Origin of the sequence: Pseudomonas mandelii (genome assembly GCF_900106065.1) — a bacterium.
GTDB classification, from domain to species: Bacteria; Pseudomonadota; Gammaproteobacteria; order Pseudomonadales; family Pseudomonadaceae; genus Aquipseudomonas; species Aquipseudomonas mandelii.
The window spans coordinates 4,533,033-4,544,791 of the sequence record NZ_LT629796.1 but is presented as its reverse complement, the minus strand read 5'-3'; the positions used below and the strand labels follow the sequence as shown (position 1 = coordinate 4,544,791).

Annotated in this window: 10 protein-coding genes; 2 read left to right on the top strand and 8 right to left on the bottom strand. The window is 59.9% G+C overall.

Annotation, left to right across the window (positions count from 1 at the left end; translation table 11 throughout):
• Nucleotides 1–102: 102 nt before the first annotated feature.
• The 6 genes from BLU63_RS21045 to BLU63_RS21020 form a co-directional block, all read right to left on the bottom strand.
• Complete coding sequence (locus BLU63_RS21045) at nt 103–1,464, bottom strand: DUF1329 domain-containing protein (protein ID WP_083376107.1); 1,362 nt, start codon at nt 1,462–1,464, stop codon at nt 103–105.
• 27 nt (nt 1,465–1,491) lie between these two features.
• Nucleotides 1,492–3,159, bottom strand: coding sequence for a DUF1302 domain-containing protein (locus BLU63_RS21040; protein ID WP_083376106.1), 1,668 nt, complete (start codon nt 3,157–3,159; stop codon nt 1,492–1,494).
• Between the two features lie 64 nt (nt 3,160–3,223).
• Complete coding sequence (locus BLU63_RS21035; protein WP_083376105.1) at nt 3,224–4,714, bottom strand: aldehyde dehydrogenase family protein; 1,491 nt, start codon at nt 4,712–4,714, stop codon at nt 3,224–3,226.
• The gene (locus BLU63_RS21030; protein WP_083376104.1) at nt 4,711–6,330 is read right to left on the bottom strand and encodes a GMC family oxidoreductase; all 1,620 of its coding nucleotides are present in this window, start codon (nt 6,328–6,330) and stop codon (nt 4,711–4,713) included. Before BLU63_RS21030 ends, BLU63_RS21035 begins: the two co-directional genes overlap by 4 nt.
• Nucleotides 6,331–6,382: 52 nt before the next feature.
• The gene (locus tag BLU63_RS21025; protein ID WP_083376103.1) at nt 6,383–6,592 is read right to left on the bottom strand and encodes a ferredoxin; all 210 of its coding nucleotides are present in this window, start codon (nt 6,590–6,592) and stop codon (nt 6,383–6,385) included.
• Nucleotides 6,589–7,869: a cytochrome P450 gene (locus BLU63_RS21020; RefSeq protein ID WP_083376102.1), complete on the bottom strand. Its 1,281-nt coding sequence runs from the start codon at nt 7,867–7,869 to the stop codon at nt 6,589–6,591. Before BLU63_RS21020 ends, BLU63_RS21025 begins: the two co-directional genes overlap by 4 nt.
• A gap of 239 nt (nt 7,870–8,108) precedes the next feature.
• Between BLU63_RS21020 and BLU63_RS21015 the strand changes: the two genes are divergently transcribed.
• Entirely contained in the window at nt 8,109–8,732 is a 624-nt protein-coding gene (locus BLU63_RS21015) for a TetR/AcrR family transcriptional regulator (RefSeq protein ID WP_083376101.1), read from the top strand.
• A gap of 5 nt (nt 8,733–8,737) precedes the next feature.
• Here the strand turns inward: BLU63_RS21015 and BLU63_RS21010 are convergent, their stop codons facing one another.
• Nucleotides 8,738–9,649 carry a LysR family transcriptional regulator gene (locus BLU63_RS21010; protein ID WP_083376100.1) on the bottom strand — a complete coding sequence of 304 codons (912 nt, stop codon included), beginning with the start codon at nt 9,647–9,649 and terminating at the stop codon, nt 8,738–8,740.
• A gap of 142 nt (nt 9,650–9,791) precedes the next feature.
• Here BLU63_RS21010 and BLU63_RS21005 point away from each other — a divergent pair, with 142 nt between their 5' ends.
• A complete protein-coding gene (locus BLU63_RS21005) occupies nt 9,792–10,697 on the top strand; it encodes a helix-turn-helix domain-containing protein (protein ID WP_083376099.1) in 906 nt (301 codons plus the stop codon).
• 61 nt (nt 10,698–10,758) lie between these two features.
• Here BLU63_RS21005 and BLU63_RS21000 read toward each other — a convergent pair whose 3' ends face one another.
• Nucleotides 10,759–11,685 carry a quinone oxidoreductase family protein gene (locus BLU63_RS21000; protein ID WP_083376098.1) on the bottom strand — a complete coding sequence of 309 codons (927 nt, stop codon included), beginning with the start codon at nt 11,683–11,685 and terminating at the stop codon, nt 10,759–10,761.
• Between the last annotated feature and the right edge of the window lie 74 nt (nt 11,686–11,759).

Below are 11,759 nucleotides of genomic sequence, written 5' to 3'. Positions count from 1 at the left end.
ATATGTGTTCATTTAAATATGAGTCGCAGGGCTGCCTTTTTATAAAATCCGGACAAAAAAAGCGGCCCTCTCAGGCCGCAAATGCGTGTCCACTCGATGAAATCAGCGTTGTGTCTCCTGTGAAACAATCGACTCAGGTTTCATATCGCGCTCCGATAATGGCGCATCGTGTACCCGATACCCGCCCTTGAGCCCATCGTTGAGCAATGACCACATGCCTTTGTTGAAGTCATAGCTGACGTTTTTCACCGTGTACGGCAGGTTTTTGTCGTACAGCTGCACGCCGCTCTGGAACAGTGCGCGATACATCACCCCGCCCTGGTCCCAGGCGTCATACAGGCCGGCACCAAAGGTGTCTTCGTCGAGGTAGTAAGTGCGCTTGCTGTAGACGTGGCGTTTACCCGGTTTCAGGGTCGCTTCCACCACCCACACCCGGTGCAGTTCCCAGCGCTCGCAAACCGGGTTGGCATGATGCGGCTTGAACTGTTCTTCCTGGCCGCAACTGAAGTAGAACTTGTAGGCGTTGTACGGAATGTACATCTCCTTGCGGCCCAATAGTTTGTAGTCGAAGCGGTCCTGGCTGCCGGAGAACATCTGCAATTCGTCGAACAGGTTCACACCGCCCTGGTTGGGCACTGGCGTGTCGTAGGCGAACTCCGGCGCCAACTTGATGCGGCGCATCCCTGGAGTGTAACTCCAGGCACGCCGTGGCTGGCTTTGCGGGTCGAGGTAGTCGGCGAGGATGATCAGTTGCCCGGCGCTGCGGGCCGGGTAACTGTCCAACGCCCAGGCGCGGTAATACAACTGCGGATCGCGATCGGCCTGCTGAGTCTGGTAGTACGGCGCCTCTTCCATGGTCGCGGACTCGGCGGTCTTGGTCACCGAACCCTGGGAATCGACTACCCAACTGTTGGACGATGCCGTGGTGGTGTACCCCGTGCCCTTGTAGCGCAGTTGCTGATTCCAGATGACCTCGTTGCCGTTTTGCGGCAGCGGGAACGGCAGCCCCCCTCGGCACGCCGGATCGACCGCAAGGTTGTCCTTGGTCGTGCGGCAGTTGCTGGCGTTGCGCAGCGAGGCATCGAGCAACGCTTGCGGGTACGCCGCGGTGCGGTGGGTGGGGTAAATATCCAGATAGTAGTCGGGGAATTTACTCAGCAGCATTTTTTGCCCGCCGCTCAAGCGGTCGGCGTACTGCTCCATGTTTTTCGAGTTGATCCGCAGCAGCGGTTTTTCATCCTTGAAGGGGTCGGCCCAGAATCCGCTGTCCGGCTTGAAGCCTGGCGGGCTCTGCGTCAGGCCACCCGTGTACGGGGGAATGCTGCCATCGGCATTACCCGCGATGATCGCGCCGAACGGCGTCACAGTTTTACCGATTTGTGCCACCTGGTCGGCCGGTGCCGCCCCCTGGCTGCAAGTAGCGATGCTCAACAGCGCCAATGCCCATGCAAATTGTCCTTTCATAAACAGGTACTCCGCTTCTTGGCTCTTTTAGATGGAGGTTTTGAAGGTAAAGGCCAGCCAGCCACGGTCGGTTCCGCCCACGGCGCCGTTCCCCCCGACGGTGTCCCCGGGGATATTTTTCGATTGGGCGTCCGTGTCGGAGTAACGCAAGCCAAATTCGTAACGTTGGGCATAGGTCAGTTGCACGCCCGCAGACCAGGTCAGCGCGCCTTCGTTACCGCCGCCGGCGCTGGCGGCGTTGCCCGACAGACCATAATTGACGGTCAGCGGTACGGTCATGTCCCAGGACGGGAATACCGACAGGTATTGCGGGGTGTAATTGACCGCGATGGCCGCGTAATCCCGGGTCGAACAGCCGTCGCGTTTGCCACCTGAGCCGGGCGTGCCCACTCGTGGATCGACGCAGTTACTGCTGTTCTCACCCAGATAAAGCTCTTCGTGCTCGGTCACTTTGCGCAGATGGCTGTAGGCGAACTCGCCCACCAGGGTGGCGTTGTTGGCGATAAAGTTACGCGGCACGCCGTACACGGCGTTGGCGACGAAGTGGAACGTATCGCCACGCGGCCCTTCGTTGTCGGAGGGGTCGACGCCGACCGCGTTCAAGGCACCGCCCTTGCGATACGAGATCTCGCTACCGATCGACACCGTGTCGAGCACAGTCGAAAGACTCAGGCCGACCAGTTTGACGCTGCGTGGGTATACCAGGCGGTAGCTGCCGGTGGCAGCCGAAATTTCTGGCGCCAGCCAGGGCTGGTAATCATCGAACTGGCGGTAGTACGCACCCAACGTCGATTGAATCGCTTCAACGTCGTACTTGGCCATCAGACCCCAGTTGGCGGAGTCGCGACCGTATTTCGATTTCTCCCGATTGAAGGAAAAACCCGGGGCTACCGGCAAGCGGTCCGGGCCTTCGAAAAACGGGTCCGCCGCGCCAAAGTAGGTGCCGCCGTACGGGATGCGCGTGTAGTCCCACTCGTAGAAATACTGCGCGGCCAGGGTCAGGTTATCGGTGGCCTGAGCCTTGACGGATATCTGTCCGATGGGCAAGAACACTTCCTTGGTTTCAATGCCAGGACTGGTCACCGCCTTGGCGCCATCGAGCGGCGCTTGCGAGTAGGAAATCGCATGGGCGCCGAACAGTAATCCTTCGCCCCAGAAGTTGGTATGGCGGCCAATCTTGACGTTCACCGATGCATCGCCCAGGCGAAAGTTCTTCCAGACGAAGGCGTCGAGTATTTCCCCCGAGGGGCCTTCGACGTAGCGCTTCACTTCCGAACTGTAATGATCGTTGTCATAGCTGGTCTGGAATCCGGCAACATGACTGCGCACATCGTTATCGTGGTACGCCTGGTCATACCAGCCGGCAGCGCTGAGCCGCGCTCCCCAGTCCTTGCGGTAGGCAAAATCGAGTTCGGTGAGCAAGTCGATACGGTTGGTGACGATGTCGCCCTTGTCGAACTTACCGTCGGATTCATCGTAGTTGGGGTTGTTCATGATGCGCCGGTCCTGGTCCTCCATGCGCATCCCCAGGTTGTAGCGCAGGGTGTTGTCCCAACGCAGGTGAAAGTCCGGGTTGGACAGTTCGATCGGTGCCGCCAACACCGCACCACCGAAACCCAACGCCATTTCCCCGACCGCCAGCAGTACCATCGCCCGCTGGGCTCGCATGCGCCCCTGTTTACTGATCTTTTTCATGCAAACCACCTTTTGTTTTTATTGTCAGTCGTTTTGTCTGCACCCCGGTCGCAGGGCTGCATGGCTAGCGCCCGATGGGGTAAATGATGGATTTTTCCTGGGTGAACTCTTTGAGCCAGTTCGGCCCGAATTCGCGGCCCAGGCCTGAACGCTTGAAGCCGCCAATCGGCGCATAAGGCAGGCTGCCGCTGCCGCCATTGAGGTACACGCTGCCCGCACGGATGCGTCTGGCCAGGGCGTAGGCGGTGGCGGCATCGGCCGAAGCCACGGCAGCGTTGAGGCCAAAGCGCGAATCATTGGCGATGGCCACGGCTTCGTCATCGCTGTCGAAACCGATCACCACCCCCACCGGCCCGAAGATTTCCTCTTGGGCAATCAGCATGTCGTTGCGCACGTCATCGAACAGGGTGATGTCGCTGAAGAAGCCCTGGCGCAGGTGCGCAGGTCGGCCACCACCACACACCAGCGCGGCCCCGGCATCGCGGCCGCTGGCGATGAAATGCTCGACCTTGGCGCGCTGCGACTCGCGGATCAGCGGGCCCATCATCACGCTGGGATCCGCCGGGTCACCGACCTTCCACTGCCCGGCAATGGCTTTGGCGCACTGCACGAATTGCTCGCGTACCGAGTGATGCACCACGAAGCGCGTCAGCAGCGCACAGCCCTGCCCCGCGTTGACCGCCAGCCCGGCAACGGCCCCCAAGGCGGTGGCCTGAATGTCGGCATCGGCGCGCACGATCAATGCCGATTTGCCGCCCAGTTCCAGATGCACGCGCTTCAGGGTCGGCGCTGCCTGACTCATGATGCTCATCCCCACCGTTTCCGAACCGGTGAACGAGACCATGTCCACACGCGGGTCGCTGCTCAGCAGGCTGCCCACTTCAATACCGCCGGTGACAATGTTGAGCACGCCTTTGGGCAAGCCGATTTCTTCAGCGATCTGACCAAACAACAGCGCCGAGTACGGGGTAAATGGCGAAGGTTTGAGCATCAGGGTGTTGCCGGCCAGCAAGGCGGGAAACACCTTGGCCAGATTGAGCAGAAACGGAAAGTTGTAGCCGGTGATACCGGCCACCACCCCAATCGCCTCACGCTCCACCGTGCCGCTGCCGAGGATCATCGGCCCGGTCGGGTTGAACGGATTGGGATTGGCCTGCACTGGAATCTGCAGGCTGTCGCCGTGCAGAGACTGCGCGATCGCGGTCAGCACATGGCCCAGCGGCATATCCACCTGCATGGCGTAAGTCACGCCTTGCGAGCAGCCGACTTCAGCGATGATCAGCGCGGCAATCTGCTCCCTTTTGGCCACCAAAGCGGCGTGCATCCGCCGCATGTACCCGGCTCGTTCGGTCATGCTCAACCACGGCCAGGGGCCGTTATCAAAGGCGTTGCGAGCGGCGGCAATGGCCGCGTCGGCGCTGTGCAGATCACCGCTCGGTGCATGACCGATGACCGCTTCGGTGGCGGGGTTGAGCACCGCTTCGCGCGGACCGTCGACACCCACCCACGCCCCATCGATGTACAGCTTGTCCAGCTGGGTAAAGGGAACACTCATGGTGTTGGATCTCCTGAGACTTTGCCGGTAATGATTTCTGCAGCGCGCATGGCAATGGCCATGGCCGGGGCATTGGTGTTGCCAGAAACCAGGCACGGCATCACCGAGGTGTCGACCACACGCAGGCCCTCGACGCCACGCACTCGCAGTTCAGGGTCGAGCACCGAGGCGCTGTCGGCACCCATGCGACAGGTTCCGGAAACGTGATAGGCGGTCTGGCCGAAGCGGCGGAACGCGGCAAGAATTTGCGCGTCGCTTTCAACCTTCGGCCCCGGTGTCAGCTCGCCGACAATGAATGGCTTGAGCACCGGCTGCGCAGCCAGACGGCGGAACCAGCGAAACAAGGCAATTGCGGAGGTGCGATCGATCTCGGCGCTCAAATAATTGGCGTTAATCCGGGGTGGAACCGTGGCGTCTGCCGATTGAATGCGCACCTCACCCTGGCTCTGTGGACGCAGGAAATAGCCGCCGATGGTCAGGCCGGGCTGCTTGTCGATTTCGACCTTGTTGCCGTCACCGTCCATGGAATAGAGGCTGACGCCAATTTGCGCGTCCGGTCGCTCCAGTTCGGGGCGGGTCTTGATAAAGCCGCCGGCCTCGTGGGCGGCGTGGGTCATCGGTCCTTTCTTGCGCAAAAAGTATTGGGCCACTGCACCGAGTAACCCAATCCCATGGAAGCAATGATTGAAGCTGCCACGGGTGACCCGGTACTGCATGGCCATGTACACGTGCTCACGCAGGTTGCGCCCGACCTCGGGGGCGTCGTGCAGCACACTGATACCCAGCGAGTTCAACAGTGCGGCGGGGCCGATGCCAGACAGTTGCAACAGCTTCGGCGATTCAATGGCACCGGCGCACAACAACACCTCGCGGCGCACTTCGAAGCGTCCCTTGCCGGCGCTGTTGTTGACCTGCACGGCACAGGCACGGTGCTTGCTGAACTCGATGCGTTGCACATCCGTGCCGGTCATTACCGTCAAATTCGGACGTGCGCGCACCGGGTCGAGAAAGGCCTTGGCGGCGCTGAATCGCTTGCCTTTCCAGGTGGTTTGCGGCTGATAGCCGAAGCCACCCTGAGTGACCGAGTCGATATGATTGGTGTCTTCAGTGCGCGCCACACCCAGCTCACCGGCCGCGCTGATGACGGCATCGCACAGGGCGTGGCCCGACGGGTGCACGGTGACTTTGAGCGGACCACCGACTCCGCGCCATTGGCTCTTGCCCAACTGGTGGTCTTCGAGGGCGACAAACTGCCGGCCCATGTCTTTCCAGCCCCAACCGGCGCAGCCTTGCGCTTCCCAATGGTCATAATCGGCGGGTGCTCCCCGTACGTAGACCATGCCGTTGACCGAACTGGAGCCACCAATCGTTTTGCCCTTGAGCCATTGCTCGTCGCTCATGCCCTCACCGCGTGCCGCCTTGTAGCTCCACACATGCGGATTGCCGGGGCTGAGCAGTTTGCCAATGCCACGGGGCATGGCAATCAACGGGCTGGTGTGATCCGGGCCGCTCTCGATCAGCAGCACCGAAACGGTCGAGTCGGCGGACAAGCGATTGGCCAAAACGCAGCCAGATGACCCCGCACCGATGATGATGTAGTCGTAGGTTTTGCTCATTGTTGTTCTTCTTTTGCGGGTTGCTGAAAGTCTTCCATCAACAGGGCGGCACTCACCGGGGTTCGTCGGATGTCTCGCGAACCTCGATCACCCGTTCCGGGCAGGCCCGGGCGCCCCGTTTCGCCAGCCCCTCTTCCCCAATCGGTACACTGAAGCCGCTGCTGGCGATGTAGCCGTTGTCACCGAGGGGATAGAGCGTGGGCGCGACGTTGTTGCAGCGGGCATGACCCACACAGCCGGATTGATTGATCAACACTTTCATGCGTTGGCCGCCTGTTTGTTCGAGGCGGTTGCCGTGGTGCCCGGCTGGTCCCATTGCAGGTGCAAGTCTTCCATGCCGAATACGCCGAAGGCGTTGAATTTGGGCGTGGTGTCGTCAGCGATGCGCAGGAGCGGCAGCCGTTGCAACCACAACTCCAGGGCAATCCGAAGTTCACGGCGCGCCAGGTGCGAGCCGACGCAACGGTGCACACCATAGGAAAACGCCATGTGCGGCGATGCACCGGCACTGCGCTGGAAGTCGACTTTGTCAGCCTCATCGAATACTTCGGGGTCGAGGTTGGCCAACTCGGTGCTGATCAGCACCATGTCGCCTTTCTTCATCATGACTTCGCCGATCTGCACGTCGCAGGTCACCGTGCGGCGCATATTGACGATCGAGTAAGAGCGCAGCAGCTCTTCCACCGCGTCGCCAATCAGTTCGGGGTTGGCCCGCAGTTGGGCTTGCTGCTCGGGATTGCGCGCCAGATGCCGGAAAAACAAACCCAGGCAAGAGGTCACCGTATCCAGGCCGGCAATGAAAATCAGGAAGTTGATGCCGAGCATTTCATCGTCGGTCAGCGGCCGGCCATCAATCTCGCTGGTCAGCAGATAGCTGGTGAAGTCATCACCGGGATTGGCACGCCGCTCGGCGATGTGGTTGCGGATCCAGTCGGTGATCGCCCGTGCGTTGTCGGTCACCGTTTGCAGGTCGACGCTTTTGATCAGTGTCTGCGTCCAGTGCTGGAACAATGGCCGGTCTTCCAGCGGCCAGCCCATGAGGGTCAAGAAGATCAACGTGGGAAACGGTTTGGCGAACGCTTCGTTGAAATCGCAACGACCGTCGGCTTGCACCTCATCTATCAATTGGTTGGCCAACTGGCGGATGTTCTGCTCCAGGGCCTCAACCTTTTTCGGCGTGAACAGCGGATTAAGCAATGCGCGGTATTTGGCGTGTTCAGGCGGATCGATTTCCAGTGGCCCCAGGCGCCAGCTTTCACCGAGCAACATCGCGTAGGGTGTAAGGCCGACGCTGCTGAAGGTTTGCGGGTCTTGCAGAATACGCCGCAGGTCCTCGGCACGCCGAGGTACCCAGGTGCCGGGTAAGAAGCTTAAACGTGGAATCCAAAAAATCGGCGGGGTTGTCCGGTGCAGTTCGGCGGCCCAGGCATAGGCGTTTTCGCCCTGGGCGGTGAGCTCCGCCCACAGATCGAAATCGCGGACAAGGTGCATGGGGATGTGCGCAGGAACAGGTGCAGGCGTTTCAGGACCGTTACTCATTATTGTTCTCCAGGTCTCTATCGGACTGGAGAAACGGTAAGGCCGCAGGCGCAAAGCCACAACGAACAGAAGCGCAAATCTGTACGGCATAAACGGAATTCATTAACACTTTCGTTGAAGATGTTCTAAAACTAATTCTGCTGGTGCCAAACATCCTCTGTCATTGTGTGCCGATCACCGCCGGGAAGCCCCTGTGCCCGACGTCATGAAACCAATAAAAAGCGCTGCCGAGGTTCAGAATGTTTCACTTAGCTTCCGTGCAAACAGCCGATAAAAACCACTCCAGCCAACGCCACGCCTTGCGTTCCCAACGCACCCGGGAACTGCTGCTGGACCACATGTATCGCCTGGCGCTGGAAAAGGGCTACGAGGGGATCACCGTCCAGCAATTACTGGACAGTACGGGGGTGGCGCGCTCCACCTTCTACGCGCACTTTCGCGACAAGGAGGATCTGATCGTTGCCGGGTACGAAGCCATTGGCATCCCCTCGACCAAGGTCACCGAAGTCGATGGCGACCGCCGTGTCCTGCTGGATGTTTCGGCCTGGCTGTTCAGCGCCACCGAACGCCATGCGGCACTGACGACGGCGTTTTTCAGCGGCCCGGGACAAAACGTGATTCTCGCGCACCTGGAAAATATCCTGATCATCCAGGTCCGGGAGCATTATCGGAAACAGGGGCTGTACCAAGTCGATCAACTACGCGGCGAAGCCGCCGTGCGCTGTTTCGTCGGTGCCCTGGTGGGGCTGTGGCTGTGGTGGGTGCGTCACGATTATCCGAACCCGGCAAGGGAAATGACCGAAACCTTCGACAGCCTGATGAACAACGGCACCTGGCCGCCTGAGAACAGCGTGCGCCAGTAGCGACGCTAGGAGGCACAGGCCATGATCAGAAACTGCCGAAATGCCTGCGCCGGCGCCGACAAACAGTTCTCCGGCAGCCAGATCAGCCCCAGTTCCATGGGTGGAATCACGTCCACCAACGGACGGATTTCAATCTTTTTGCCTTCCAGGGACCAGGCCCGGTACAGCATGTCCGAGAGAATGGTCACGCCGAATCCATGCCCCACCAGCCCGCGCAATGCCTCCATGGATGAGGTGCGAAAAGCCACCTTGGGTGCCAGTCCGCGGGATTCCCAATAGCGCAAGGTCGAGGTCTCCCCCTCATCGACCGTAGCAAGGATATAGGCATGCTCGGCGACGTCTTCAAGATTGATCGAAGTGGCGGACATCAAAGGGTGCTGACTAGCTAACCAGAGCTGGCGGCGCGAACGAATCAGCACATGGTGAGCAAAACCGTGCAGGTTCTGCGTATTGGAGACAATCGCCAGCCCGAGATCGAGATCGCCATTGCTCAGGGCTTCTTCGATGCTCTGGCGGTCCATGTCGATCAGGTCGATCTCGACCTGAGGGTAGCTGCGTTTGAAGCGTGCCAGCAGCGCGGGCAGAAAATAGCCCAGCACAGTGTAGGAGGCGCCTACCCGCACGGTGCCCTGCATCGCATGGCCGAGGAACAGCGGTTCACTGAGCGCATCCTGCAGGGTGTCGAGAATGTGGCGGGCATGCTGGGAAAACTTGTTGCCTTCAGCGGTCAGTGTCACGCCATGGGGCATGCGGTCGAACAGGCTGACGCCCATGGACTGTTCCAGATGCAACACCGCCGCCGTAATCGCCGACTGCGATACATGCGCCTTCAGCGCCGCCTGGGAAAACTGGCCTGCGTCGGCGGCGGCAACGAAATAGCGCAGTTGACGCATCGAAATATCTTTGCCTTTTGTCATCTGATTTTCCGATACCTGGCGCCTGAATATATGAAACAGCTTGGTCCTCACGCTGGTTACACTCGAGACCGGGTAGCTGCCCTGACGTATCGTTATCCTTCGAATTTCAGCGCCAATAATAAAAATGGCTGAAGGTTGAAAAATGAACGCGATCCACTACAGCGAGTACGACTGTGAAGCGTCGGGCAATTTCCTGACTGAAGCTTCATTGGCCAGACAAGGCTTCGACATCCGGGTTGAACATGCGCAATGGTCCAACACCGGCACAGCCTTGATCGAAACCGGCGACAGTTGCCTGATACGCCTGATGCTGCCTGCCAGTTCGCAGATCAAGCCTAACTGCGGCGGTTTTTCCAGCCACGGCGCGCCTCAATTCCAGCCTCTGGGCAAGCTGTTGTTCATTCCCCATGGCACCGAATTCCACCTGCGCCACGATGCCGGTGAGCAAAAGGCCCTGGTGTGTCTGTTCGATCCCTCATCACTCGGCGTCCTCGGCAGCTATCGCTGGAACTGGCAGGACAACGTCAGCGCAGCCATGCTCAATCTGCAAAGCGGTTACCTGCACGCCTCGTTGCAACGGCTGGCCGAAGAAGTCGCCAACCCCGGCTTTGCCAGCGAACTGCACACCGAGTGCCTGCTCACCAGTATTGCCCTGGACCTGCGCCGCGAATTTATCGATGCGCCCGACGAGGCAATCAGTGCCTCACACAACGTAGAAAAACTCAGCCCTCGTCAACTCAACATCCTGCGTGAACTGCTCGACAGCGCCAGTGATGAAGGCCGCTCTCTCAGCCACCTGGCGCGGGCCTGCGAGCTGCCGTTGCGGACACTGTCCAGTCGCTGCAAAAACACCACCGGCATGACCTTGCGCCAGTACGCCGCGCATACCCGATTGCAAAAAGCCGTGGCGCTGTTGGCTGACCCACGGTTGCTGATCAAACAGGTGGCCTATCAGGCCGGCTTCAACAACGCCGCCGCTTTCAGTGCGGCCTTCCGTAAAGAACTCGGCGTCACACCCGAGGAATTTCGCCATCAGCGCCAACGCTGACACTGAACCTGTGGCGAGGGAGCTTGCTCCCTCGCCACGGACCGATCTTCTAATACAGGCCTTAACGACGAATCGTGGCGGTGATTTTGGCGTGTGGCCCATTGACCTGCGCGGCCCAGGCTTCAGCCGCCTGATCGAGGGTGAAATCCAGGTAATCCACCTGTATCTGCTGCTCTTTGGCGATTTTCAGCAGACGCAGCCAGATCTGTTCACGGTCTGCAGGCGGGCGCTGGCCAGTGCCAATGCACGACAAGTTGCGAAACAACAGATCGGCAATATCCAGATTGAGCTGACGACCGGCGCCCGTGCCAATGGTCATGATCCGTGCTCCCCAATTGGTGGCTTTCAGGGACGTCAACATTGGTTGACCGCAAACGAGGTCGAGCACCACATCAAATCCGCCATCAGCTGCATCCTTGAGGGCAGCGACATCATCGCTGCCACCCAAAGTCACCACTTCATCGGCAAGGCCTCGCGATTTCAACCGGCCCAGTGCTTCAGCGGACCGCGCAGCACCGACCACCTTGCCCGCACCCAGACCGCGCGCCAGTTGCAGGGCGATCTGGCCGAGAGTGCCGGTGGCGCCCAAGATCAGCACCTTCTCACCCTTCTGAATCGCGGCTTTTTCCAGGGGCACGATGGCGCCGGTCGCAGCGATGCCCATGCTGATCGCGGTTTTATCGTCCACGTCGTCCGGCACATTCCATACTTCGGCTTGCGGCACCAGGGTGCGCTCTGCCCAGGCACCAAACGGCAACACCGAGCGCTCGCCGAAATACACCCGACGGCCATCCGGCGCACGGCCGACGCCTTCGCCGCGAATGACACAGGGATATTCAACACCCAGGCGGTAGGCGCCGAGTACATCCCAGCCCCCAAGGCCAGCAGTATCGACATCGATCAGCACCGAGCCGTCTTGCGGCTGCGGATCACGAAACTCGCCCACTACCGGCGGCGCATTGCGCTCGGAAATGATTGCTGCACGCATGGCATTCTCCTTGTCTGTTTTATTGTCAGGCTGCACTTGAAGCAATAATTGAACATTAATCTATTATTTGTCCA

What these genes read in the sequence shown, in the direction of transcription:
- BLU63_RS21045 (WP_083376107.1), bottom strand. Translation starts at nt 1,464, where the DNA reads ATGAAAGGACAATTTGCATGGGCATTGGCGCTGTTGAGCATCGCTACT.
- BLU63_RS21040 (WP_083376106.1), bottom strand. Translation starts at nt 3,159, where the DNA reads ATGAAAAAGATCAGTAAACAGGGGCGCATGCGAGCCCAGCGGGCGATG.
- BLU63_RS21035 (WP_083376105.1), bottom strand. Translation starts at nt 4,714, where the DNA reads ATGAGTGTTCCCTTTACCCAGCTGGACAAGCTGTACATCGATGGGGCG.
- BLU63_RS21030 (WP_083376104.1), bottom strand. Translation starts at nt 6,330, where the DNA reads ATGAGCAAAACCTACGACTACATCATCATCGGTGCGGGGTCATCTGGC.
- BLU63_RS21025 (WP_083376103.1), bottom strand. Translation starts at nt 6,592, where the DNA reads ATGAAAGTGTTGATCAATCAATCCGGCTGTGTGGGTCATGCCCGCTGC.
- BLU63_RS21020 (WP_083376102.1), bottom strand. Translation starts at nt 7,869, where the DNA reads ATGAGTAACGGTCCTGAAACGCCTGCACCTGTTCCTGCGCACATCCCC.
- BLU63_RS21015 (WP_083376101.1), top strand. Translation starts at nt 8,109, where the DNA reads ATGTTTCACTTAGCTTCCGTGCAAACAGCCGATAAAAACCACTCCAGC.
- BLU63_RS21010 (WP_083376100.1), bottom strand. Translation starts at nt 9,649, where the DNA reads ATGACAAAAGGCAAAGATATTTCGATGCGTCAACTGCGCTATTTCGTT.
- BLU63_RS21005 (WP_083376099.1), top strand. Translation starts at nt 9,792, where the DNA reads ATGAACGCGATCCACTACAGCGAGTACGACTGTGAAGCGTCGGGCAAT.
- BLU63_RS21000 (WP_083376098.1), bottom strand. Translation starts at nt 11,685, where the DNA reads ATGCGTGCAGCAATCATTTCCGAGCGCAATGCGCCGCCGGTAGTGGGC.